The organism is Polyangiaceae bacterium (genome assembly GCA_020633205.1).
Classification (GTDB): Bacteria; Myxococcota_A; Polyangia; order Polyangiales; family Polyangiaceae; genus JAHBVY01.
Genome location: JACKEB010000010.1, coordinates 656,148 through 679,320, shown reverse-complemented (window position 1 = coordinate 679,320; position 23,173 = coordinate 656,148). Strand labels below are relative to the sequence as shown.

Genomic DNA, 23,173 nt, shown 5'->3' with positions numbered 1-23,173 from the left:
CTCAAGCCGTATTCAGAAAGCCACCCCGAAGCCTCACTTTTGAAGCTGGTGCAATGACCCATGCTACGCCGTCGACGACTGCTCGAGCAGGACATCTTCTTTCCGTGGGAGAGACGGGGAGGGTTGCGTCGACGGCTGCGCGTACACCGCTTGCGGCGCGTGCTCATCGTGGCAGGTTTTCTGAGCTTGCTCGTCACCATCGCGGTGCGCGAGCGACGTCGAGCAGGGGTGCGGCAGACGCGCGCCACATTGCTCGACACACGGCAGGCGGTGGATGCCTACCTCGCCGATCACCAAGGCGGATGTCCTCCGAGTTTGAGCGACCTCGCCAAATATTCTGGTTCGCAGCAGGTGCCCCGCGATGCGTGGGGACGCCCGCTGCGTTTGGTCTGTCCGGGACGCCGAGAAGGGTCCCGCTACGAGTTGATGAGTGACGGCCCCGACGGCTTGCCCGGCGGGCTGGATCGCATCGAGTGAAACGTTCATCGCGCCTCCCAGCGCGAATTTGGAGCTCTGATATGAAGACACACAGCTTGCTCGCCTCCCACGAGCTACGAAACACCGACCTCACGCTGCTGGAGCGCCTGCGTCTCGCAGCCAAGCTCCGCAGGGCAACGCGCGCTGATCAGCGCGGCGTGACGTTGTTCGAGGTGCTCATCGTGGTCGCGATCCTCGCGATGGTCGCCGGTGGCGTCGCCGTGTTCGCGCTACCGAAGTATCGCGAAGCCCAGGTGGACACCGCGAGGACGGGTGCCCGCACGATCCGCACGGCAGTGCAGCAGTGGCAGGCAGCCAATAACGAGACGAGCTGCCCAACGATGAGCCAGCTGGTGCAGGAGAAGCACATCGACTCCGCAACCAACACCGACGATCCGTGGGGCGAGGCCTACATCCTGACCTGCGTCGACGACGAGGTGTACGTCGGCTCCAAGGGACCCGACAAGCAGAAGGGCACCAAGGACGACATTCGCATCCCAGGCGGCGGTCAGACGGGCGGCGACGAGGAGTGATGTCTAATCGGGGGCGAGGAACGGGGCCGCGAGGCATGCGCTGCATGCAACGGACTGGTCTCACCTCGTCCCTGGGTGTCTTCCAGGGGGTGAGGAGCGCGGTCCGTCTGCGTGCCCAGCGCAAGGCGCGGGGACTCACGCTCTTCGAGGTGCTGATCGTCGTCGCGTTGATCGGCATCCTGACCGGCGCAGTCCTACTGGGCACCGGCGTGCTGGGTGGCGCAAAGATGCGCGCCTCCGCTTCACTCATCTCCGCGGGGATCCGTGTCGGGTTGAACCGGGCGAACTCCACGGGCAAGCCAGTGCGCATGGTCTTCGACTTCGAGTCGAACCGGGTGATCCTCGAGGAGAGCAGCGGCAAGATGCTGCTGCAGAAGGACGATGAGAGCGGTGGCGCCGAAGCCGCGACGGAGGCCGAGAAAGCAGCGCGTGAGGAAGCAGAGAAGCTCATCAAAGCACCCCGCGCGCCGCGCCCGAGCTTCACGCCGGTCAAAGAGTTCGGCTTCGAGAGCGACGACGGCGAGCCTGGCAGGGCCCTCGAGAGCGGAGTCAAGCTGCGCCGCGTGCAGACCGATCACGACAGTGACCCGCGCACCTCGGGGCGCGCTTACCTCTACTTCTTTCCTGGTGGGGGCACCGAGAGGGCGTCCATCCAGCTACAGAAGGGTAAGTCGGAAGACGACGGGGTCAGCATCTTGGTCAACGGTCTGACGGGCCGCACGAAGATCGAGCGCGGCTGGGTCGAACTCGAGCCGCCGCGGGAAGACGACGCCTTTGGGGAGCGCGAAGAATGATCGCGCGCAGCGTATCCCGAGGGAACTCCAGGCTGCCGACCCCCGCGCGTGGGAAGCGGGGCTTCACGTTGCTGGAGGTGTTGATCGCCGTGGCCATTCTGGGCCTCGGGCTCAGCGTGATCCTGTCGGCGCAGGCAGGGCTCTTCAACAACGCCGCCCGCGCCGAGAACATGAGCGTCGCGCCCGAGCTCTTGCGCTGCAAGATGAACGAGGTCGAGCTCGATTTGCTGGAGAAGGGCTACGGAATCATCGACCAGAAGGACTCCGGCCCGTGCTGCGCTGACGAGAGCGACAAGCGCTTCAGCTGTGAGTGGAAGGTCGAGCTGATCAAGCTGCCGGAGCCGAGCTCTGGAGCCTTCGCGGGGGACGCGGGCATCGCCGGCGACAACGGCGGCCTCGGGGCCTTGAGCACCCTCGCGCAGTCGGGGGGAGGGCTCAGCGCCGCGACTCAAGGAGGGCAACCGCCGGACCTCGGGACGTTGGCTAGCTCGCTCACCGAAGCGGGGGGTAACCCCATCGATGGCGTGGCGGGCATCGTGATGAGCATGGTGTACCCCCAGCTCAAGCCGATGCTCGAGGCGAGTATCCGCAGGGTAACGGTCACGGTCGTGTGGAAGGAAGGCAAGAATCGCCGTGAGCTCTCCGCCGTGCAGTTCGTGACGAATCCCCAGCAGGGTGGCCTCGATCCCAACGCTGCGGCCGGGCTCGAGGGTCTGGAAGATCTCGCGGGTGGGCTCACCGGCAACAGCAACCCGTCTGGTACGACAGGCGGCAGCAATCCCGCCGGAAGAAATCCCGCCGGAAATGGTGCCTTCACCCGCTCGCCGAGCCCATTCGCGCGCCCTGGGGGCCGGCCATGAGCGTGGCTGCACGCTTGGGGCGGCGCGTCCGGCGCCAGCTCGCGGGCTTCACGTTGCTCGAGCTGATCGTGGCGATCACGATCCTGGCGATGATCAGCATGCTGCTCTACGGCGCCTTCTCTGGGCTTCGTAGCACCCGCGACGGCGTGGGTGAGGTGAGCGGCCGCTATCACGAGGGGCGCAGCGCAATGCAGCGCATCGCCCGTGAGCTGCAGAGCGCCTTCCTGAGCTTCAATCGCCCGATCGATCAATCACTCGTCACGCGAGAGACGCTGTTCAAGGGCAGCCGCGGCTCCCCCGCTGATCGCGTGGATTTCACTGCCTTTGCCCATCGCCGGCTGGAGCGTGACGCTCACGAGTCAGATCAGTGCGAGCTCTCCTACTTCGGCTCTCAGGACCCCAAGCAACGTGCGGTGACGGACCTCGTGCGTCGCGAGTCGACGGTGATTGATTTGGAGCCCGACAGGGGCGGTCGTGTCCAGGTGCTAGCGACGGACATCGACCTGTTCCAGCTCGAGTACCTCGATCCCTTCACCGGGCGCTGGACGGAGCAGTGGGACTCCAGCCAGTCCATCGGTCAGACGAATCGCCTACCATACCAGGTGCACATCACGCTGGTGCTCAACGGAGGACAACGCTCCTCCAAGGGCCGCGCCCGCGGCACCATCAAGTTCGACACCAAGGTGATGATTCCAATTCAGTCCCCGATGGACTTCGCAGGGTTGGGGGCCCTTCAGCGATGACGGGCGCTGGCCAGCCGACTCGCGAGGCGCAGGGTGCCCTCCGGCGCTATCGCTTGCGGAAGCGCCGCTCCAGGGAGCGCGGGGTTGCACTGATCATGGTGCTCGGCGCCTTGGCGGTGCTCACCGTGATGCTCACCGAGTTCCAGACCGAGTCCACCGCGGATCTCTCGAGCGCGCTATCTCATCGGGACTCGATCCGCGCGGAATACGCCGCGAAGAGCGGCTTGAACCTATCGCGCCTTCTGCTCGCGTCCGAGCCGACCATCCGCAAGGCCGCGGCGCCGATCTTCTTGCTGATGGGCGGGCGCTCCTTCCAGATCCCAGTCTGGGAGTTCGCCGACCTGGTGCTCGGCGCGTTCAACGACAAGGATGGCGGCAAGCGCTTCGAAAGCTTGGCCAGCGTGCGTCTGGAAGAGGGCGAGAACCTCGGGCTCGACGGCGCAGGCTTCGACATCAAGATCGTGGACGAAGACTCCAAGATCAACGTGAACCTGCCGGCGAAGGGTGACGCTTTCAGCCAGGTGCGCACGGGCACCGCCATCGCGACGCTGATTAGCGGTTTGCAGTACGACGCCTTGTTCGAGAACCGAGACGCTGACGGGCAGTTCACGGATCGCCAGGCGATGTGCTCCGCGTTGATCGACTGGACGGACCCGGATCAACAGGCTGCCGTGTGCCAGCTTGGATCGGACACCGCCCAGACTGCTGCGCCCGAGGACTCCTTCTATCAACAGATCGGTCTCAAGTACGTGCGCAAGAACGCCGCGTTCGACAGCCTGGAGGAGCTGAGGCTGGTGCGCGGAATGAGTGACGATATCTGGGCGAACTTCGTCGAGCCGGACGGAGGCGAAGCCGAGAAGCGTCCGCTCACCGTGTGGGGGCAGGGGGAACTCAACGTCAACACCGCCAACGCTCAAGCGCTCTGGACCATCATCTGTCAGTACGCGGTGGAGAACACGCCGATGTGCTCCGACCCAGAAGAAGCGATCCACTTCATTTCGGTGGTGAGCATGCTCAAGGGGTTCACGTCGGGCGTACCGCTCTTCAACTCCCCCAAGGGCTTCATCAACGCGATGGGCGGAAAGGGCATGTTCGGCGCGGTCTTCGCGGCTCTTGGTCTCCAGCCCGTGACGTTCAAATCCCCAAACGAGACCATGAAGGCCATCACGACGGAGAGTAAGGTGTTCAACGTGGCGGTGACCGGCTACGTGAAGAGCGCCAAGCGTGAGACCAACGCACGCCTGCGCGCGGTCGTCGACATGCGGGGCGCGCCCGAGCCGGCTCAGGCGATCACGGACGCGCTCGGTGCCCTCGGAGTGGAAATCCCGGGAGTTTCCAGCGCTGGTGAGACCGCGCCTGAGGGCAATAATCCTAGCGCCACGCCCACGAATCTCCCCGAGGGCGCGACCGACTCCGCACTCGCAAACTACTTCAAACCGGACCCGGCGGGTCGCATCGTGTATTACCGCCTGGAGTGAAGGCAAAGCTCCGTCTTCTCTCTGCTCGCAGCTAGCGCTCTCCCGAATCGGCGCGCCTCCTTAGAACGACATGGCCAGAATCGTAGGCATCGACATCCGAGACACCCACGTGCGCGCAGTGCTCCTGCGCACGCGTTACCGTGCGGTAGAGCTCGAGCAAATGACCGAGGTGGATGTGGCCCAAGCGGTCAATCCCGCGGAGGCGCTGCGCCAGGCGCTCATGCCGCTGCTCCACGCGGGCGAGCACTTTGCCGTGGCCATCGACGGTCAAAAGGCGTTTGTGCACCGCATCCGCGTGCCGGCTACGGCGCTCAAGCAGCTCTCCGATGTGCTGCCGTTCGAGCTGGAAGCCGAGCTTCCACTGGACATCGAGGAGGTCGTCTACGACTTCCGGCCGCCCGCTGCGACCCGCGAGCCGACGGCAGAGGTCTTGACCGTGGCGGCACGAGAGACCGACGTGCTCTCGGTAATCGCCCAGGTCAAAACGGCGACTGGCCGTGAACCGGAGCGCGTCTCCGCTGGTGCGCTTCCGCTCTCGAATTTGGTGGAGCTGGTCCCCAGCGTGCTCGGGGCGCGCCCCGCTGCCGTAGTAGATTTCGGCGGCTCCCATACGGACTTCGTGGTGATGGAGGGCGGACTGCCCGTGTTCGCGCGCACCCTGTCTCGCGGCGTGGGAACGCTCCCGGAAGGCGCGGAAGCGCTCGCGGCTGAACTTCGGCAGAGCCTCACCGCGTGGCTCGCGAAGGGCGGACAGAGCGTCGAAGTCGTCTATCTCACCGGAACGTTGCCAGCGGGCGCCGCAGAGTTTCTGGCCTATCACTTGGGTACTCCGGTCGAGGTGCTGCCGGGGCTCACTCTGGAGAACGCGACCCCCGATCAGCTCGCCGCGTTGCCGCGCTTCGCGCGAGCGGTTGGCATTGCCCTTGGGCTTCGGGGCAAGGCTCGAGACCTCAACCTCCGTCAAGGCGGGCTGGGCTACGAAAGCGGCTTTGCTTTCCTCAGGGAAAAGGCGCCGACGCTAAGTGGGCTGTTCGCGACGATCTTCGTCTTCTTCGTGTTCTCGACCTGGGCGGAGATGCGCTCACTAAACCAAGAAAACACCGCGCTCCGCAGCGCGCTTGGTGAAATCTCGATGAAGGTGTTGGGCGAAGAGACGTCAGAGCCCGATCGCGTGCAGGAGCTCCTGGACAAGGGGCCAGGCAAGCAAGACAACGACCCAATGCCGCACTTTGACGCGTTCGATGTGATCGTGGAGATCAGCAAGGCGGTGCCACACACGGTGACTCACGACATCCAAGAGTTCGACATGCAGCGCGGCAAGGTGAAGATGAACGCGATCGTCGGTTCAACCGACGAAGCGCAGAACATCTCCTCGACGCTCAAAGAGCACGCATGCTTTCAGGACGTGAAGGTCTCGAAGATCACCCAGGTGGTGAACAGCGATCGTCAGAAGTACGTGCTCGAGTTCGATGTCGCCTGTCCGGAAGATGGTGGACCTAAGAAGCCTGCCAAGAAGGAAGAGGGAGGCGAGAAATGACCCTCGGCGAACGCTTCGCACAGCTGGAACCCCGCGAGCGTCGGCTGGCGATGGTGCTCATGGCGGTCTTCGGTGTGTTCATCCTGATTGGCATTCCGGCACTGATCACGAGCGCGGTTGGCACCAAGCGAGATGACAACGAGGCGCTGCAGCGCGCCATTCGCTCGATTCGCGAGGGACGTGCCCAGTACGCCGCTCGCTCCGCCAATCAAGACGCGGTGGTCGAGCGCTACGCGAAGACGACGCCCGCCCTAGCGGGCTTCTTGGATCGCCTCGCGAAGCAGAACAAGGTTGACATCCCCGAGAGCCAAGACCAGGCGACGGTTCCCCACGGTAAGCTATATGAGGAACGCTCGACGCGCATCACCCTGCGCAAGGTGGGGATGCTCCCGCTGGCGAAGTTCATGGAATCCATCGAGCGCTCGGGCTACCCGGTGAAGATCAGCAAGCTGAACGTACGCCGCAGCGGAGCGCAGCCGGACCAGTACGATGTGTCGATGACGGTGTCCGCTTTCGACCGCAAGGCGCCAGAGAAGAAGACCCCTGGCACTGAGCCCAAGGGAGAAGAAGGATGAGCCCCCGCGGGAAAAAGATCCTGAAGTGGGTAGGCTACCCCTTCTTCTACCTGTTCGCGCTGGTCGTATTCCTCTACCTGACGCTGCCCACGGATCGCGCCAAAGCCAAGATCGAAGCGGAGTTCAACGCTAGGCAGACCGACGAGAACCCGCTCACGCTGCGCATCGGGGACCTAGACACCTATTGGCTTAGCGGCGTCGAGGTTGAGGACGTGGAGCTGGTCGGTCAACCCAAGGTCAAAGAAGACGGCAAGCTGGGGAAGGCCGAGCGTTTCTCGATCACCCGCGCGACCGCGCGTGCGTCGATTTGGAGCGCGATCGTCGGCGACACGTCGGTGTCGTTCGACGCAGAGGCGTTCGACGGCACCATCAAGGGCACCTACGGGAACGAGGACGGGACGCAGCACATCCACATCGAGGTCGCGGATCTCGGTGTAGACAAGCTGCCGTTCGTCCAGGCAGCCATCGGGATCCCGATGCAAGGCTCGATGACTGGTAGCGTGGATCTGACGATCCCTGGTGGAAAGCTTGCGGAAGCCGACGGCACCGTCGATCTCGAGGTCCAGGGTCTACGAGTAGGCGACGGAAAGACGAAAATCCGCGACACCATCGCGCTACCTGAGATCAAGGCGGGAACCTTGAGCTTGAAAGCTGAGGCCGCGGCGGGCACCGTGACGGTGTCCGAGCTGAAGTGCGACGGTACGGATATCAAGGTTGACGCCGCTGGAAAGATCAAGCTGCGAGACCCCTTCGATAGTTCCCTCGCGGAAATGACTCTGAGCTTCTCGTTCAAGGACGCTTACCGAAACAAGAACGAGATGACCGCGGCGCTCCTCGGCAAGCCTGGTGGCCCTCCGGGCGTTCTTGACTTGGATCCCAAGGTGAAGCGAGCGAAAAAGCCGGACGGCTCCTACGCTTGGCGCTTGAGTGGGCCCGTCGGCAAGCTTCGATTCGATCCGGCGAGCGGTGGCGCATCATTGCGGGGCAACTCGATCCGCAACCGGCTCAAGGGCGGCAGCGTCTTGCAGCGGAAGTGAACTCCGGCGGTTCAAGAACAGCGAAAGCCCCGCTCGTAGTCGTGCGGGGCTTTCTGTGATTTCGCGCCCGGGAGGCGCGAACAAGTAACAATTCGATTTCGCGTCCGGAGGCGCGAACGGGCGACCATGCTGCGGCGTTGCTGACCAAGCGCTAGGCGGCAGCGTCTGCCGACCGGAGGCGCAGGCTGAGCTTGCGACTCGCAACCGCCGCCCCCAAGCCCATGGTGACCACGGCGAAGGTGAAGAAGCCACCGAGCCAGGGAATGGCACCAACTAGGAGGAACACGGCGCAGCCAACGGCAAGGTGTGTGTACGGGTTCTTCGTGCGGTGCTGTACCAACGTTCCTCCAAGGGTCTGCAAAACCGCGCAAATCCCCGCGTAGCTGACGAACGTCAGGACGAGCACTCCAAGCAGCGCGATCGGGATCCCGATCAGGGTGACACACAACACGATGAAGCCGATCAAGGCACCCAGCCAGGCGACTACGCCAAGGGCGAAGCTTCGCATCGGGCGCAGCGTGACCTCCTGGCTGAGCGCATCCATGCGCCGTGTGGCCAGCGCCATCAGCACGACACCGAAGACGAAGAGCATCGCGCTCTTGGTCAGCGCTGACCCGATTTGTTCGATCAATCCCATGGTCTTTCCTCTCTCCTCGCCGTCCACGTGGATGTCGCCACTTGTTCGATTCGTTTGGACCTCACCCAAGACTCTCGCGCCCTTGGCCTGACTGAGCTTGCCGCCCATCACACCAACGTCGCCGCCAACCTCGGTGCCGTCTTGGAGCTCCAAGTTGCCACCAACCACCGCGGCGTCGCCTCCGACCCGCGCTCCGGGGCGTAGTACCGCGCGTCCGCCCATCACGGTGAGGTCGCCGGTAACCGTGCCGAAGACCTCCGCACTGCCGCCCATCACCGTCAGATCGTGAACGACTTCGCCTTTTTCGATGCGGATCGAGCTGCCGGTGATGACTCGATCTTTGCCTTCAGCTGCCTCGGCTGGCGTGTCCGCACTCAAGGCAGGTGGCTCGACAACACTGGGCGGTATCGGCGGTACGGGTGGGGTGACCTCTGCCGGCGCTGCCGCCGCGGGCACTTCCGGCGGCTCCGGCGCAGCTTGAGTCGCGCTTGGCGCCGCCGCAGCGCTGGGAGCAGCGATAGCCGCAGCCGCGCTAGGTGCGGGAGATTCCGCGAGCGGAAGAATGGTGATGAAGTCGCCCTTGCGTTCCGCACGGTAATTCGCGTCGGCAAAGAGCGCTTGCATCACGTCGTCCGCGGACAGCTGCTTCACGTGTAGATCGATTGGCTGGCCCTCGGGACCACGATAAATCACGTTCCAGTGTGCAGCCTCAGCGAGCTGGTGAAGCGCCTCGGAGCGAGTTGCGCGGGAAAGGGAGAGCGAGACCTTCGGAGAAGAATCCGGCCAGCTCCCGGCCTTCTCCACCTCTGCTTGGACACTGCCGGCAGAGAGCGTCAGGAGACCGACGCTGGCAACGACACTGCCGAGTCGGCGAATCAGGGTTCGACTAAGCATTTTGATTCCTCGTGGCAATGGTCTGACGAAGCGCGATTGCCGTTCCAATGGCCATCAAGAGCACGGCCAGCAGAAACGGCGCTAGCGAACCGAGGGGGTTCTCCGCGCGCACGGAGTTCATGAGCTGCGGTAGCGATCGCAGCGTCACCTGGGTCGCCTGCCACAACGGACGTAGATTGACGGACCACGCTGAGCCAAGCGCACTTGGCAGTATGCCAACCACCGCCAAGAGCAGCGCGGCGGCGAGTGCCGCTCTAGGGACGCCGCGGCTGGCTGGCGCGAGCGCAGTCGCGAGCTCTTCCGCTTCGGGTGCTAGCGCGAGGTCAAACCTGAAGCTGAGTTCTGCGGCATTGCTGACGTGGTCGCCACAAGCCGCGCAACCGTCCAGGTGTTGAAGCACCAGCGGAGTCACCAGGTCGAGCTGCCCGTCCGCGCACGCGACAATCGCCTCTTCCGAGAGGTGACCCGTCTCGTCCAGGTCGAATGGTAGTGAGTCTTCGATCATATCAGGCCTCGATGAGCTCTTGCTCGAGTCGCTTGCGCGCTCGGGCGATCCAGGTGCAGACGGTGCCCAGGGGCACGCCAAGCATCTGCGAGATTTCCTTGTAGCTTTTATTTTCTGCGTGGAAAAATATCAGAGCGCGCCGTTCTTGAGCGGGCAACGTCTCGAGGGCCACCAGCAGCGCTTGCTTGCGACGGCGGTCTATCAATTCGTACTCGGGGGAGGCGCCGTCCCAGGCCGTATCAGTAGTCGTGTCGAGCACAACCTCGCGCGAGGCGCCTCGCCTGCGGTCGATGGTCACGTGGCGTGCGATTCCAAACGCCCAGCGGCTCAAGTCCTCGAGGGAGCGCAGCTTGTGACGTCCCTCCAGGGCGCGGCGCAACGTCTCACTCAGGCAGTCCTCGACGTCGGCGTGATTGCTGCCTGGTCCCAGGCGGCGTCGAATATAGCCTTGGAGCGCGGGCCTGAGTTCAGCCAGGGCTCGGCTGAACTCAGGACTTGGAGCGTCCTCCGGCGGCGGCGCGGTCGTGCTCATGGCAGCTCGGGCGCCGTCGAGGGTATCCCAAGCGGGTCGCGAGGGTCGCGCCTCGAGCTGCTCCTCGCCCCGCGCCCAGAACACTGGGCCGAAACACTCGCGCCAGCTTGGGAGCTGCCAGGGCGAATTCAGCGTCAAAGTGGTCATTACCCCTGCTCTTCGCGCCGGAGCTGGGGATATTTCGCGCGCTCAGGAAAAAACGCCAAGGGCCCCGGCGAGTGCCGAGGCCAGTTGGGCTTTTGTGTGGTCTCTGACCGAGGCTCAGGAATCGACGCCGATCATCAGGCGCTGCCGAAGCTCGAAGAACGGCTCGCTGACACCGTAGAGCACCAGCTCCTTGAGCCGCTCCTGCGCTGGCACGGCGCTCGACGCCTCGTCCGATGCCTTGATGATCTCGGCAGCGGTCTCGAGGTCGTGGCACACCACGAGACCCGCCCGATCGGCGGTCAGGTCCACGCCAGCGACCCAGCGCTTCAGGTCCAGCGCGCCGCCGCTCTCTAGGAGCTTCGCGACCACGCGAGCGAGCTGGTCGCGGGCCTGAGCCGAGAGGTGTCGCTCCAGCGCCTCGATCGAGTCGCGCACCGGGCCCTCCAAGGAGGGCGCAACCGGGAACTGCGGCGCGTTGAGCTTGATCGCCGCGAACAGCCACGACTTGAGGCCAGTACCGGACGGTACGAGGTGTCGCACGTACATTCCTGGGCGGAAATACGTGAGGTGGCGAGCGGCAATGAACGCAGCAGCTTGCGGCGGGACCTCGGCGCTGAGCGCGGCCGTACCGAGCACGATGGACGGCGCGTGAGCGTGAAGGAACGACAGCCCGCCCGGGTCGTTGGGATTGTGGAACGTCGGGGGCGCCTGCATCCCGAGCACGCCGGCGGCGTAGTGCAGCGTCTGGCTCATCGGGTAAGGGTCCGTTGCGAGGTCCACCTGGTAAGATTGATCGTATCCGAGATCCACGAAGCTCTGACCACGGGTGAGGATGACGGCGGGTTCGATCAGGGCGAACACGCTGGTCAGCAGCGGGTCCGCGAAGTTGTGGAACACGCGTCCCAACCAGTCCTCGTCGTTGAAGGCGTCCTGAGCGTGCGCGGGCGTCTCCGAACGCATGCGGCGGAAGAAGCGCTCCTCATCTGGTTCCGCGAGATTCATTACGAACAACGCTTGGCACAAGCACCACGCCGCGTCTGCGCGCTTGACCTCGGTGTAGAGGCGCCGCAGGAGCTTGTAGGAGTCGGGGCGGTAGGGGTTCTGGCGCAAGATGGCAAGCTGCGCCGTTACGGCCTTGCCGAGGTGCTTGTGCGGATCCGAGGCGTAGAGATTCGCGAGCAGCTCGCTGCGCTCCTTGTTCTCGGGATCCAGGGTGTGGGCCGCCTCGAACGCATCGATTGCCTTGTCGGTCCACCCGAGCTGCTTCTCGTAGAGCTCTCCAAGCTCAGTAAAGGTCTCGAGTAGCGTCTTCGTGTCCTTCTTCTCGGAAGCGCGCTTCAGGCGACGCTTCAAGAGCTTCTCGACCGCCTCGTGGTCACCGCGCTGCCGCTGGAGTTCGATGGCCTCGGTCAGCGCCTTGCCCATCTCCGGGTCGAGTTCGAGGACTCTTTCGTAGTATTCGATTGCGCGATCCACATCGCCCATTTGCCGTCCGGAAACGATAGCTGCGGTGTGCATGTACTTCGCCTTTTGGCGGGAGTCGTCGACGAACTCGGCGAGACGGAGCACCACTTCTACCAGCTTTCCCCAGTCCTTTTCCTCGCTGTAGAGCTGCATCAGCTTCGTGAGCAGACGGCGATCGTCGGGTTTCTCCTCCAGCGCCGCGACGTAGCTCTTGGCCGCTTGGGTGCGGTCGTTGAGCTTCTCCGAGGCGATATCGCCCATCTCCATTAGCAGGCGCACGCGTTCGTCACCCTCGACCGCCTCGAGGTGCTGACTCTTGATGGTCAGTGCCGCCTGGAAGTCACCCTTCTCCAAGAGCAACTCGGCTAGGGAGCTCATGGGGGTGAGGTCCGACGGATTGAGGTCCAGGGCTTCTTCGAGAGGTGCCTTCGCTTCGTCCAGCTTTCCGAGTCGGCGGGCGGACTCACCGAGGCGATAGAGCGCTGCCGCGTGCTCGTGATCCGAGAGGTCCTTGGCGAAACGCGCGAGCAGGTCTGTGTACATCTCGTAGGCGCGCGCCGGGGCGCCGTGCTCGAAGGTCACGCGTGCGACTCGCATCAGCGCTTCACGATCGTCGGGAGCGATGCGCTGTAGCGTGTCCATCGGGGCCAGGGCCTTCTCCGTGGAGCCGCTCTGGCTCAGCGCATCGACGAAGTTTACGAGGATGCGCGTCGCTTCGGCCTTCTCTAGAGAGTCGGCGCGGTTAGCGACGAGCTCGTAATGCGTGGCGGCCTCGACAAAGCGCTTTGCGGCGAACGCCTGGTCACCGAGGATACTGAGCGCCACCAAGTTCGTGGGGTCGAAGCCAAGAGCCTTCTTCGCGGCGTCTTCCGCTTTCGCCTCGTCCTTGAGGCGGTCGCGAGCCAGCTTTGCCATCTCGGCGGCGAGCTTGGCCTTGGCGCGGTCGCCCTCGGTTTGCTCCAGCTCTCGCTGAAGCAGCTGCATCGCCGCGTTGGCGTCGCCTCGCGCCGCGTATGCCTCGCGCAGTGCTGCGGCGGCGGTGCTGTCCTTCGGGTTCGCGTCCAGGGCGAGCTTGTAGCGCTCGATAGCGCTGTCCCGATCGCCGCGTCCTTCGAGGAGCTTTGCCGCGCGGATGTATTGTTCCGCTTTGGCTTCGGGTGAGCTTGCCTTTGCGGCCAGGGCCTCGATTGCGTCCAGCGCCGCGTCAGCGTCACCGCTGGATTCACGCAACCGAGCCAGGGCCTCGAGGGCTCCGGCGTGCTCGGGATCGACCTCGAGCACTCGCTCATAAGCGTGGGTCGCCCGCTCGGGGCTCCCGATCTGCTCGCTCAACACTCGACCGTGTGCGAGTGCCAGCTCAACGCGCCGTCCGGGGTCGGTCACGAGCTTCAGGTGCTGCTCATAAAGCTCGGCCAGGTCTTCCCAGCGATCGAGCGCGCGGTAGTGCCGGGATAGCGCAGTCAACGCAGACTCGTGGGCGGGATCGATCTTGAGCACCGCCTCCCACGCGTCCGTGGCCTTTGCGTGATCGAGGAACTCCTCGTCGTGAATACCGGCGACACGTTCCAGCAGCGTGATTTTCTGGCGCGGGGTCGCCGCGAGCTGGATTTGGCGGGCCAGGTTTTCCAGCAACTCCTGGTACCGGCCGGCCTTGCTCAGCAGGCGATCGAGACCGCGCAGCGCGTCCAAGTTCGAGTTGTCCTCTTCGAGGACCGTCTGATAGCGGCGAGTCGCCTCAGCTTCATCGCGCAGGTTATCCTCGTGGATCTCTGCCGCGCGGCACATCACGAACAGCTTCTCGTCGCCCCGCAGGGCGTCGGCGCGGCGATCCAAGATCTTCACCAGACCCGCGTAGTCGTTGGTGCGTTCGTAGATCTTCGCCAGCGCCTCGCTGGCTTTGGCGTGTCCTGGATCCTCGGCCAGGACTTGTTCGTACAAATCACGCGCGCCGCCGGTGTCCCCGAGCTGATGCTCCAGAATCTCTGCGGCTTCCGCGCGGAAGTCACGAGAGCGCGCCGGTGTGGGCGCCGCGTCGGCGCGCCGCGTGAGGACCATCCCGAGTTCTGGCCACTGCTGGGCCTTGCGGTAGATGCGGGTCATGCCGTCGAGGGCGGCCTCGTTGGCTGGCTCGTTCGCGATCACCGCCTGGTAGCAGGGGAGGGCGAGGTCTGGACGGCTGACGCCCTCGGCGTACCACTTGCCCATACGCAGGAGCAGGAGCGTCTTCACCTCTTGCGGCAGGTCCTCGGCGACTGCCTCGTTACAGGTGTGGAGGACTTCGTTCCACGATTCTGTGTTGGAGCCGACGAGCTTCTCGATCTGGTCGGCGTATTCGTCGCTCTCGGCGTCTTCACAGTAGGCCTGGGTGTAAGCGACCAGGGCCTGCTCGTGATCGTCGAGCTCGTGGGCGTACAGGTGGCCGATCTCCGCCAGGGCCCGCGCGCGCTCGGTGCGGCTCTCCGCGCCCTCGGAGCGTGCGAGCAACATCTCGACCAGTTCCTCGTATTTGCCAAGGCGTCGCCGCGTATCTTCTAGCCCGGTGACGGCGATGTCGTCCGTCGGGTCGAGCTCAGTGAGCCAGACGTATACCTGCTCCGCCTTGTCGTCGGTCTTCGCGTGCTCGTAGAGCCTTGCCGCGCGGAAAAGGAGACCCTTCCTGGCTTCCTTCTGGTCCTTGTCGCTTGCCTCCAGTTGGTCAGCGGCCATGCTGAACGCTTCGGCTACTCGTGCTGCGTCGGCGCCTTCTTCGACGGCCGCTTCGAGGGCCAGCGCAGCGTCCGCGTCTTCGGGGTCAGCGACCAGCGCATCGATGCGTTCGTCGAGCTCGGCGTCGTCGATCTTTTGCTCGCGCTTGGCCATGCTGCCTCGACCGAGCGTCTCGAGAGCCTCGAGCAAAACCTTCGCGTCGGCGGGCCGCTTGTCGGGGTCCTTGTTGAGCAATCTGAGCACGAACTCGTCGAGCTCCGTCGTCACCCAGCCCCGAGGTGCCACGCTGCTGGGAGCGACCGGTTCCTGCTTGAGGTGACCGATCGCCGCGTCGATCGCGGTCTTCGCCTCGAAGGGCGGCTTGCCGCTCAGTACTTCGAACAGCAGAGCACCAAAGGAGTAGACGTCTGCCCGAGGGTCCGCGCCCATGCCACGGATTTGCTCCGGCGAAACGGTCTTGGGTGAGCCTACGGTGCTGAAGAGTTCCCGCTGCCCGCTGTTCACGCGCGCCCGAGCCCGGAGACGGTCGGAGCCCGCGTCTTGCAGCACCAGGCGGCTGGTTCCGTCGCTACCGCGGGAGACCAGGACGTTTTCCAGTCGCAAGTCGCCATGGGCGATGCGCTTCTTGTGCAGTGCCGCCAGCGGCTCGAGGATGCCCTGCAGGAGGGGGCGTGCCTCGTTGATGTGCATCGGACCGGTCCGCTCGATGCGCGCTGCCAGCGGCTGAGCGTCCACGAAATGATGGGCGACGTAGTGCCGCCCGTCCACTTCGCCGACCTCGAGACCAGTGGGCAAACCAGCGTGATCCGTTTGCGCGATCAACCGGCTTACCGTAAGGAAACGCATCAGTCCCCGTTGATCGCGCGTTGCCTCGCGCCGGATGACCTTGAGGCGATAGTCCTGGTCGCCCCTGCGAGCGACATAGCTGACTCCCAGTCGGCCTTCGCCAAGCTTGCGCGTCAGCTGGAAATCCCCGAACGCCTTTCCCAGCTCCAGCTCCTCCGGCTGAGACAGCCCGTGGACGCGGATCTGACTCAGCTTGGGGCTCGTCTCCTCCTTGGTCGCGAGCACGGCGTCACACAGCGCCTCGATCGCGTCGACCTCGGCGCAATGCTCAGTGAGGGCGCGCACGAACGAGCCCTTGGCGGCGGTTCCACCGACCGCCTCTGGCTCGATCCCCAGCACGCCGCGCGTGAGGTTGATGATTTCATCGAGCTCGAACAGTCGTTCTAGCTCCGCACGCAGAATGTCCATCTCGACCATGCTGTATTGTTCCGGGGTGACGCGCGTTGAGAGGTTGGCCAGCGGCTCCCCCGCGGAAGCGTCCCAGTGGGGCGCTCTGCATATCCGTGGGTGAACGTTGGGGCTGACGATCTCAGCAATCGGGTGTTTGGCTAGTGGCGCCCAAGGCGGCGCATCATAGCGAAACGCCCTGGGAATTGACACCTGAACCGTTGGCCGACGGCGGCTCACGGCGGTGGAGTGAGACTCCGGATCATCTCGCGAGAGGGCGTTCAGTCAGCCTGAAGACTTGCGGCGAGAGCAGCATCGAGTTCCCCGACAAACTTGGCCCGCGCCCACGCGCTGAGCGAGGACATGCAGGATGTTGCATCGTCAGCTGTTCTTCGAGCGCGTGCTTCCCATCGCAATCTTGGCGTTGGCGGCGGTTTCCGTGCCCTGGCTGATGTTGTCTCCAGAAGGGCTTCCGCGCCTCGACCGGCTTCGCGCCGAGCGTGCCGAGGTGGATGATGAAGTGTCGAAGCTCAGCCAGGAGATCCACGAACTGCGAGCGGAGCAGGCCCGAATCAAGCAGGACCCCACCGCGGTCGAGCAGGTGGCGCGAGACGAGCTTGGCTTGGTGCGACAGACCGAAATCGTCTATCAGTTCTCGAAGTAGCTCCCGCGCCGTACGAGCTTTTGGAGTGTCCGGCTGGGAGTCGGTGCCGGGCGCGCTGTACCTACGATCCCGGTTGCTCGTGCGCCGTAGCTTGAGCGCTTGCGTCCGGCTCCGGTAGTCGTCGATTCTTTAGTGGTGTCCGTAGACCTCGCGCGCAGATTGGCTCGTTCCGGCTCGGTGCCGGTGGACGCCATCGAGGAGGCTTTGCGCCGCTGGGTCAATCGCGGTGAGTCCTTCCTTTCGGTGCTCGTCGAGCGAGAGCCACGAGTTGAACAGCTGCTGCTCCGTGCCGCGGAACGCGCGAGCGTGCCGACCATCAAGCGCGTGGTGGTCGCTGAGGATGTGCTCCGAGAGGTTCCGTACGGAATGTGTGAGCGTTTGTTAGCCGTTCCCATTCGACGGGATCCACGTACACAGACCGTGGACGTCGCGACCGCCGATCCGCTTGACCCACATGTCGCCCGCGAGTTCGCCCATCAGTTGGGGGTTCCCGTGCGAGTCCTGCAAGCGAGCGTCAGCGAGCTCGTGCGCGCGCTGAAAGGGGTCTCACGTGGTACCCCGCACTCTGAGCGCACGCCGGCTTTCGGGACTCAGGTCGCAAGGCCCGAGCGCGTCATCGCACCAGTGCACCGCGCGAGGCTGCCCGACCTTGGGCCACCCCCAGGGACGCCTGTGCCCCAGACCCACGACTATGGCCAGGCGCGCCCACCATCTGACGCGGCCATCCCCCTAGTTCGTCGCTCTCGCAACAGCTTGCACCCGCCTGCGAGCCCCACGTACGTGCAAAGCGAAGAACAGGCAGCACTGCACGACGAACAGGTGCTCACGTTGCTCATGCAGTCGGCGAGCGCTGACGAAGTCGTGCAGCACCTGACTCGTGGCTTCGAAGCGCTCTCGCCGCGGGTGGTCGTACTGGCCCTGCGTGGAAATGAGTACGTGGGGCGCGCCGCTGCTCGCGGGATGGCAGAGAACGCTCTGACTGAACTCCGGATCCCCGCGGATAGGCCAAGCGTCGTGGCTACAGCCTGCGAGGCGGGGTACTACCTCGGGGAGCTACCGCAGACTCTCGCGCACGCGAGCCTCGCAGAGCTCTTGGAGCAGCCTCTGGGGGAGGTGCTGGTACAGCCCGTGCTGGTTGGCGCCCGAGTTGCGCTGGTCGTGGTGTCTACCCTGGTGCAGGACAGCGGTCGCATCACGCGTCGTGCGGAGCTCTTCGTTCGCGCTGCGGGCGAAGCACTCGAGCGCATCCTGATGGATCGCAAGCTCAAGGGCTGAAGCACCCGAGCCGCGCGCGCGGCGCGACGACCTTGGCCTGCTACAGGGCGTCGAAGGCCGCAATCACGTCTGCGGGCGCTTGCACCAACTCAATCAACACTCCCTCACCCCCGAGCGGAAAGTCCGCGTTGCCCTTGGGGTGGATGAAGCATACGTCGTGACCCGCTGCGCCCTTGCGGATGCCCCCAGGTGTGAAGCGGACGCCTTGAGCCTCGAGCCACGTGACGGCTGCCTGAAGGTCGTCGATCCACAGACCCATGTGGTTCAGCGGAGGCTCGTTCACCTTGGGCTTCTTCTCGGGATCGATGGGCTGCATCAAGTCGATTTCGACCTTGAAGGGCCCTTTGCCGCAGACGGCAATGTCCTCGTCGACGTTCTCGCGCTCGCTCTTGAACTCACCGATCTTGTTTAGACCGAAGACGTCGAGCCAGAGCTTCTGCAGCGCGCTCTTGCTCGCGCCGCCGATTGCGATCTGTTGTACGCCTAGGACTCGGAACGGACGACTCGTCATGACGCGCGGGGTGTAGCTCGGCTCACCTTGGGGGTCCAGCTCAGCGCACGCTCATGCCGCGCCGAAACCAAAAAGACGCGGCATATGGCGGAGGTCGCACAGCTGGCACGCTGGTCCGAGCTACGTGGCTGGCGTTCAGGTCGTCAGCTCAGGGGACGCGGATCTGCACGCCGCCACCGATCTCCATGGTGGCGTTGATCGAACGGAGCACGCCGACTGTCATTCCCGCGTGGATATATGCTCCGAAGGCCTTCGCGAAATCGTACTGGGGCCCTGCGGCGAGGTGGAAGACGAAGTCGGTTTTGTACTCAGGGTTGTACGTCTGGTCGCCGGGGAAGTTGAAGTCGACGTTGCCCGCGCCGTCCTCGGTCTCGACGCCTACCGCCGGCTCGATGAAGATCTTGAAGCGCGAGTCGCTCATCGTGTAGGCACGCAGCCCCGCGCCAAAGATCTTGAGTGGATTGGTATTGGTCTGGCTCTCTCCGTCCAGGCCAAAGCGCGCCCACAGGAACGGCTCGATGGAGTCCAGCGGCGAGAACGAGATCGCCAAGTCGACCATGGGCTGAGCGCCATAGCCGCAGAACTTCTGCTGGTCCTTCGCCGCCTTGGTCAGATCCGGCTCCTTGCACAGCGGGGACTGGTCATAGCGAAACACCATCTTGTATCCGCCGAGAAACGCACCTCGGAGCCCGACCTGCATGCCGTGGCCGTAGGTGTCGTCCTCGCCAACCTCGCGGGACTCTGGTCGTGGGGTGGCTTTCTCTTCCGCCGGTGGAGCGGGGGGAGGGGTGCTCGTGTCCTTCTCCGTGCCCATCCCAACCTGCTTCTGCACCTCCGGCGACGCGGTGGGCGCGGCGTCCGCGGGTTCTCCCGGCGGATCCTCCGCCGGCTGCGCAAGCGCGGTCTGGGTGCAGAGGAGTGCTAGGGAGGCCAGCGCGAAAGGAGAGCGTTTCACGACGGCAGGGTATCACAGCACCCGATGACCCAAGTCATGGTGTCGGTTTGCTGGGCCGTATTGCAATCAGCGGGCGTGTTGCAATCAGCGGCGCGTTGCAATCAGCGGCGCGTTGCAATCAGCGGCGCGTTGCAATCAGCTCGCGCTGGATTTTCGCGGTTTTTGTGGGCCTGCTTCGCTTGCGGTCCCGAGCTTCGTCCAGTTTCGCTCAGCGTCCAAAGCCAGCCACGTGAGGTCGAACTGCTGGTCCCCCGCCTTTGCGCTCAGCGTCTTCTGGCCGTCCCAGCTCTCCGGCGCGGGCAGCACCAACTCGGTCTGTTTTGCGAGACGGCCAACGGTCTCGACGTCGGCGGTGAGCGCCAACACTCCGAGCCCGGACAACAGGGGAACTAGGGCGGACGGGACATACGGGGCCACGACTGCGCGCAAGGCCGGAGCGAGCGTGGGCGCGCTGCGGGCTAGCCAGTGTACGTCGCCCGGATTCGACAAGACGAACGCCGACGGCGCGTCGAGGCTCGTTGCGTTGGCCACCACGCGCAGGGTCGTCTCGCCGGACCAGGGTACTGCCGCAGGGAACTGATGCTTGGATGCGTCATCGTCCAAAGCCTTGGCCTTGCCCTTGGCCTTGCGCACAACGAGCACATCGTCGGTCGGTAGGGCGCGAGGAACCGTCACGCGGACCGGTCGCTTGAAGCTTCGCGGGTCGCCCATTTCCCCGTACGCGACCGCGTAGGCCAGGGTCTCCGCAGAGCCCACGACGAAGCGCCCCTCGGAGCTGGGCTCCGCGTCGAAGGTCCGCAGACTGACACCATCGCTCGGCGGAGGATAGAGCTCGCCTGTGAGTACCCGATGGTCCGGCTCGAGTAGGCGCGCACCCGTCGCGATCAGGTCGACCAGCGCGCCCGCCTTGGCGAGCACTTCAAGAACTTGGCGGGAAGGCGGGACCAGCAGGAGATCAAGCCGCGTCGGCACCCGCTTGCTCTTGAGCAGCGCCGCTGCCGCGAGGATATCCCGCAGGCTCGCGCCGCAGTCGCCTCCCAGGATGACTTGCCGTACGGATTTACCCTTGAGCTCGCGGACTGGCTTCACCTTGCCATCTACGTCGAGCACCAGTGGGTCAACCGCAGACAGATCGACGGTCAAGACGTCGTCGCAGGGTGCGCCTGCGTCGGGAGAGAGCGCGCGATGCGCCTTCGAGCGGCGTTGATCGCGCAGGTAGACTTCGGTCTTTTCGTCACTGACGAACACCGCGCCTGCTGCGCCGAGTTGTGGAGCCAGCGCGCACAGCACGGCGCGATCGGGGACGGAGATGAGCCTGGCGGAAGGCCCAGCGAACTCGAGCACCACCGGTGCTCCGTGCTCCCGATCGATGCGCTCGATGATCTCGCCGATTCCGCGCCGCAAGAGTTCGAGAGCCACGTCGCGCACGCACACGAAGGGTCGGATGCGGCCGCTCAGCAAGACCTGAACGCTCCGAGGCGGCCGGACTTTCAAGGAGCCGGCCAACATCGCGTCCGCTAGCTGGGACGGCGATACCACCAGGGTCAGCATCCCGACGCCTCCGGTGGCTGCCATGCGAGGCTCGTCCGTGACCGCGAGACGCGCCGGTGAGCCAAAGCGTTCGAGGTGCACGGCAGCCGGGAAGCCGATGCCCGCGCGGGATAGGAGCACACCCTGCTGGACGATGCTGTCCGGCACGCGCCCCGTGTTGTCTTCTCCCTTGCGGGCGACGCAGTGGGTCTCGTAAGCCACCGCAGTTTCCACGGCGACCTTGCGCAACCCACGAGCCAACGCCTCGTTGATGGTGCGGGATGGATCCCTCGCCAGAATGACCTGATCGACTTTGACTCGTGTCAGATCGTTCTGGAGTAGCGGGTCGTCGCTACGTCCCGCGAGGATCTTCTGGGGCATGGTGCGGGGCGGATCGCCCGCTCGCGCGCGCATAGTGATTCAGTGACTTCTGTTAATGGACCACTGCCGGGCCCGCGGGAGACGGGAAAGTAGCCGGCAGACCTCCACAGGGTCAAGGTCGCTGGCGCGCGCTCAGGCGGGCGACCTCGGGTGCGGGCATGGCCCAGTTACCTGGAGGGTGCAAGCCTGCCGTCAGCCGCCCGGGAGATTTCGCAAGCATCCGCGTGGAGAGTGGCCCGTCAGCCCGTGGCCAGCGGACCTTTCCCATGGGCTAACTGCCAGAGATTATACGGCAAATCTCCACGCCGTCAGGCGAGGTGCAAGAGCCGGGTTTGGGGGTGAGGGAGCGTCGGAGCAAGCCGACGTGAGGCGCTCGAACCCTGAGCCGGAACGCGTCGAGTCCCGCAAAGCAAACGAGACGCGGGCGCTACGTTTGGGGCGGCGGCAAGCTAAGCAGTTCATTAAGCATCGCCGGTCAACTCGTCGGTGATCAGCTTTCATGCGCCGCCCTGCGCTGCGTGGTCGGCCCGGCCATGGCGCTGGGGGTCCTCAGAAAGATTCACGTTTTTCGGGAATCCGGCTACGCTCAACACGATGTTTCGCGAGGCGCTCGAAGGCGTGGTTGAGGGGACCGACGGTGGGCTGGCCGGTGTGTTGATGGACTTCGAGGGCATAGCCCTCGAGACCTACGTCAAGCCAGAGGCCGGGATGGACATCGAAGCCGTGGGCGCTGAGGTCAGCGTCGTGGTGAAGGCCATTCAACGAGCGACCGAGATGCTCGACGCCGGCGACACGAAAGAAGTCAGCTTCAAGTCCGAGCGCATGGTCACGCTGATCCGTGTCGTGAACGAGATGTACTTCCTGGCGCTGACCATGAAGCCAGATGGCAACTTCGGCAAAGGTCGCTTCATGCTGCGCACCACTGCCCCCCGTCTGCTCAGCGAGCTCGAGTAGTCGCCTCCCGGCCGATAGCGGCGGTTAGCATCCATGGCCACGAAGCGCACCAAGACAGGCGCGACCTCGAGCACTGCCGCCGCAGCCAAGGCGGCAAGCACGCGCACGCCAAAGCGGCGGAGGTTTCTCGTGCTGAGCGGGCCGAACTTGCAACGGCTCGGCAAGCGTGAGCCCGAGGTGTACGGGCGCAAGACTCTCGAAGATATCCATGTGGAATTGGCGCGGGTCGCCGATGACCTGAGCGTGGAAGTCGACTGCAAGCAGTCCAACTACGAGGGCGAGCTAGTCGGATGGTTGGGCGAGGCAGGGGACCAAGGCTTCTCCGGAATTCTGATCAACCCCGGAGCTCTCACGCATTACAGCTACGCATTGCACGACGCCATCAAGGCGAGCGGCCTGCCTTGCGTGGAACTCCACCTGTCGAATCCTGATGCGCGCGAAGAGTTCCGCCACGTGAGCGTGGTCGCTGCGGTGTGTGTTGGTCGCGTGGCGGGTTTCGGTGCGGACTCGTATCGTCTGGCGTTGATCGGGCTCGTTCAGAAGCTAGCGTCGAAACGCTGAGCATTTGGCGCGGCGTGCACAGCGCCTCGGCGCAAACTCCAGCGTGACGCTGACTCGCGGCTGCAGGGATTGAAGCGAGTCGTGGTGGCACCTGGTGCGCCTCACCCCCTGAACCTCCTCACCCTAGCCGAAGTGTGAGCTACGCGTCGAAACGTAGCGACGACCAACGCTTACGAGTCGGCCCCACGAT

Annotated in this window: 20 protein-coding genes; 13 read left to right on the top strand and 7 right to left on the bottom strand. The window is 64.6% G+C overall.

All coding sequences use genetic code 11. The features are described 5' to 3' along the window. The first annotated feature begins 60 nt into the window (after positions 1-60). From H6718_02755 to gspN, 9 genes are all read left to right on the top strand, one after another. On the top strand, positions 61-477 hold the full coding sequence (locus tag H6718_02755; protein ID MCB9584286.1) for a type II secretion system protein GspG: 417 nt from the start codon (positions 61-63) through the stop codon (positions 475-477). A gap of 41 nt (positions 478-518) precedes the next feature. Continuing rightward, positions 519-1,010 (top strand): prepilin-type N-terminal cleavage/methylation domain-containing protein, encoded by a 492-nt coding sequence (locus H6718_02750; GenBank protein ID MCB9584285.1) that lies wholly within the window; start codon positions 519-521, stop codon positions 1,008-1,010. Between the two features lie 44 nt (positions 1,011-1,054). Next, entirely contained in the window at positions 1,055-1,804 is a 750-nt protein-coding gene (locus H6718_02745) for a prepilin-type N-terminal cleavage/methylation domain-containing protein (protein ID MCB9584284.1), read from the top strand. Beyond that, positions 1,801-2,664 (top strand): type II secretion system protein, encoded by an 864-nt coding sequence (locus H6718_02740; protein MCB9584283.1) that lies wholly within the window; start codon positions 1,801-1,803, stop codon positions 2,662-2,664. Before H6718_02745 ends, H6718_02740 begins: the two co-directional genes overlap by 4 nt. Then, positions 2,661-3,407 (top strand): prepilin-type N-terminal cleavage/methylation domain-containing protein, encoded by a 747-nt coding sequence (locus H6718_02735; protein MCB9584282.1) that lies wholly within the window; start codon positions 2,661-2,663, stop codon positions 3,405-3,407. The genes H6718_02740 and H6718_02735 overlap by 4 nt, the downstream gene beginning before the upstream one ends. Next, positions 3,404-4,885 (top strand): general secretion pathway protein GspK, encoded by a 1,482-nt coding sequence (locus H6718_02730; protein ID MCB9584281.1) that lies wholly within the window; start codon positions 3,404-3,406, stop codon positions 4,883-4,885. Before H6718_02735 ends, H6718_02730 begins: the two co-directional genes overlap by 4 nt. A 70-nt stretch (positions 4,886-4,955) precedes the next feature. Continuing rightward, entirely contained in the window at positions 4,956-6,422 is a 1,467-nt protein-coding gene (gene pilM, locus H6718_02725; GenBank protein MCB9584280.1) for a pilus assembly protein PilM, read from the top strand. After that, complete coding sequence (locus H6718_02720; protein MCB9584279.1) at positions 6,419-6,997, top strand: hypothetical protein; 579 nt, start codon at positions 6,419-6,421, stop codon at positions 6,995-6,997. Before pilM ends, H6718_02720 begins: the two co-directional genes overlap by 4 nt. Further along, entirely contained in the window at positions 6,994-8,034 is a 1,041-nt protein-coding gene (gene gspN, locus H6718_02715; protein ID MCB9584278.1) for a type II secretion system protein GspN, read from the top strand. Before H6718_02720 ends, gspN begins: the two co-directional genes overlap by 4 nt. Positions 8,035-8,185: 151 nt before the next feature. Here gspN and H6718_02710 read toward each other — a convergent pair whose 3' ends face one another. The 4 genes from H6718_02710 to H6718_02695 form a co-directional block, all read right to left on the bottom strand. Further along, complete coding sequence (locus H6718_02710) at positions 8,186-9,565, bottom strand: hypothetical protein (GenBank protein MCB9584277.1); 1,380 nt, start codon at positions 9,563-9,565, stop codon at positions 8,186-8,188. Beyond that, a complete protein-coding gene (locus tag H6718_02705) occupies positions 9,558-10,070 on the bottom strand; it encodes a hypothetical protein (GenBank protein ID MCB9584276.1) in 513 nt (170 codons plus the stop codon). The genes H6718_02710 and H6718_02705 overlap by 8 nt, the downstream gene beginning before the upstream one ends. 1 nt (position 10,071) lies before the next feature. Next, complete coding sequence (locus tag H6718_02700; GenBank protein ID MCB9584275.1) at positions 10,072-10,749, bottom strand: RNA polymerase sigma factor; 678 nt, start codon at positions 10,747-10,749, stop codon at positions 10,072-10,074. A gap of 114 nt (positions 10,750-10,863) precedes the next feature. Next, positions 10,864-16,173: a tetratricopeptide repeat protein gene (locus H6718_02695; GenBank protein MCB9584274.1), complete on the bottom strand. Its 5,310-nt coding sequence runs from the start codon at positions 16,171-16,173 to the stop codon at positions 10,864-10,866. Positions 16,174-16,522: 349 nt separating this feature from the next. Here H6718_02695 and H6718_02690 point away from each other — a divergent pair, with 349 nt between their 5' ends. Both H6718_02690 and H6718_02685 read left to right on the top strand, forming a co-directional pair. Next, positions 16,523-16,816: a septum formation initiator family protein gene (locus H6718_02690; GenBank protein ID MCB9584273.1), complete on the top strand. Its 294-nt coding sequence runs from the start codon at positions 16,523-16,525 to the stop codon at positions 16,814-16,816. 159 nt (positions 16,817-16,975) lie between these two features. Next, positions 16,976-18,091 carry a hypothetical protein gene (locus H6718_02685; protein MCB9584272.1) on the top strand — a complete coding sequence of 372 codons (1,116 nt, stop codon included), beginning with the start codon at positions 16,976-16,978 and terminating at the stop codon, positions 18,089-18,091. Between the two features lie 40 nt (positions 18,092-18,131). Here H6718_02685 and H6718_02680 read toward each other — a convergent pair whose 3' ends face one another. The 3 genes from H6718_02680 to H6718_02670 all read right to left on the bottom strand — a co-directional run bounded on the left by H6718_02680 (position 18,132) and on the right by H6718_02670 (position 21,468). Then, the gene (locus tag H6718_02680) at positions 18,132-18,602 is read right to left on the bottom strand and encodes a VOC family protein (GenBank protein ID MCB9584271.1); all 471 of its coding nucleotides are present in this window, start codon (positions 18,600-18,602) and stop codon (positions 18,132-18,134) included. Positions 18,603-18,750: 148 nt separating this feature from the next. Beyond that, positions 18,751-19,557: a hypothetical protein gene (locus H6718_02675; GenBank protein ID MCB9584270.1), complete on the bottom strand. Its 807-nt coding sequence runs from the start codon at positions 19,555-19,557 to the stop codon at positions 18,751-18,753. A gap of 135 nt (positions 19,558-19,692) precedes the next feature. Next, positions 19,693-21,468 (bottom strand): 3-isopropylmalate dehydratase, encoded by a 1,776-nt coding sequence (locus H6718_02670; GenBank protein MCB9584269.1) that lies wholly within the window; start codon positions 21,466-21,468, stop codon positions 19,693-19,695. A 594-nt stretch (positions 21,469-22,062) separates the two neighbouring features. On the opposite strand from H6718_02670, the gene H6718_02665 reads away from it, so the two are divergent. Both H6718_02665 and aroQ read left to right on the top strand, forming a co-directional pair. Continuing rightward, complete coding sequence (locus tag H6718_02665) at positions 22,063-22,422, top strand: roadblock/LC7 domain-containing protein (protein ID MCB9584268.1); 360 nt, start codon at positions 22,063-22,065, stop codon at positions 22,420-22,422. Positions 22,423-22,455: 33 nt separating this feature from the next. Continuing rightward, positions 22,456-22,983, top strand: coding sequence for a type II 3-dehydroquinate dehydratase (gene aroQ / locus H6718_02660; GenBank protein ID MCB9584267.1), 528 nt, complete (start codon positions 22,456-22,458; stop codon positions 22,981-22,983). The last annotated feature ends 190 nt before the right edge of the window (positions 22,984-23,173 follow it).

Coding starts and splice junctions, on each gene's coding strand:
- H6718_02755 (MCB9584286.1), top strand. CDS start 61: ATGCTACGCCGTCGACGACTGCTCGAGCAGGACATCTTCTTTCCGTGG.
- H6718_02750 (MCB9584285.1), top strand. CDS start 519: ATGAAGACACACAGCTTGCTCGCCTCCCACGAGCTACGAAACACCGAC.
- H6718_02745 (MCB9584284.1), top strand. CDS start 1,055: ATGCAACGGACTGGTCTCACCTCGTCCCTGGGTGTCTTCCAGGGGGTG.
- H6718_02740 (MCB9584283.1), top strand. CDS start 1,801: ATGATCGCGCGCAGCGTATCCCGAGGGAACTCCAGGCTGCCGACCCCC.
- H6718_02735 (MCB9584282.1), top strand. CDS start 2,661: ATGAGCGTGGCTGCACGCTTGGGGCGGCGCGTCCGGCGCCAGCTCGCG.
- H6718_02730 (MCB9584281.1), top strand. CDS start 3,404: ATGACGGGCGCTGGCCAGCCGACTCGCGAGGCGCAGGGTGCCCTCCGG.
- pilM (MCB9584280.1), top strand. CDS start 4,956: ATGGCCAGAATCGTAGGCATCGACATCCGAGACACCCACGTGCGCGCA.
- H6718_02720 (MCB9584279.1), top strand. CDS start 6,419: ATGACCCTCGGCGAACGCTTCGCACAGCTGGAACCCCGCGAGCGTCGG.
- gspN (MCB9584278.1), top strand. CDS start 6,994: ATGAGCCCCCGCGGGAAAAAGATCCTGAAGTGGGTAGGCTACCCCTTC.
- H6718_02710 (MCB9584277.1), bottom strand. CDS start 9,565: ATGCTTAGTCGAACCCTGATTCGCCGACTCGGCAGTGTCGTTGCCAGC.
- H6718_02705 (MCB9584276.1), bottom strand. CDS start 10,070: ATGATCGAAGACTCACTACCATTCGACCTGGACGAGACGGGTCACCTC.
- H6718_02700 (MCB9584275.1), bottom strand. CDS start 10,749: ATGACCACTTTGACGCTGAATTCGCCCTGGCAGCTCCCAAGCTGGCGC.
- H6718_02695 (MCB9584274.1), bottom strand. CDS start 16,173: ATGGACATTCTGCGTGCGGAGCTAGAACGACTGTTCGAGCTCGATGAA.
- H6718_02690 (MCB9584273.1), top strand. CDS start 16,523: ATGTTGCATCGTCAGCTGTTCTTCGAGCGCGTGCTTCCCATCGCAATC.
- H6718_02680 (MCB9584271.1), bottom strand. CDS start 18,602: ATGACGAGTCGTCCGTTCCGAGTCCTAGGCGTACAACAGATCGCAATC.
- H6718_02670 (MCB9584269.1), bottom strand. CDS start 21,468: ATGCCCCAGAAGATCCTCGCGGGACGTAGCGACGACCCGCTACTCCAG.
- H6718_02665 (MCB9584268.1), top strand. CDS start 22,063: ATGTTTCGCGAGGCGCTCGAAGGCGTGGTTGAGGGGACCGACGGTGGG.
- aroQ (MCB9584267.1), top strand. CDS start 22,456: ATGGCCACGAAGCGCACCAAGACAGGCGCGACCTCGAGCACTGCCGCC.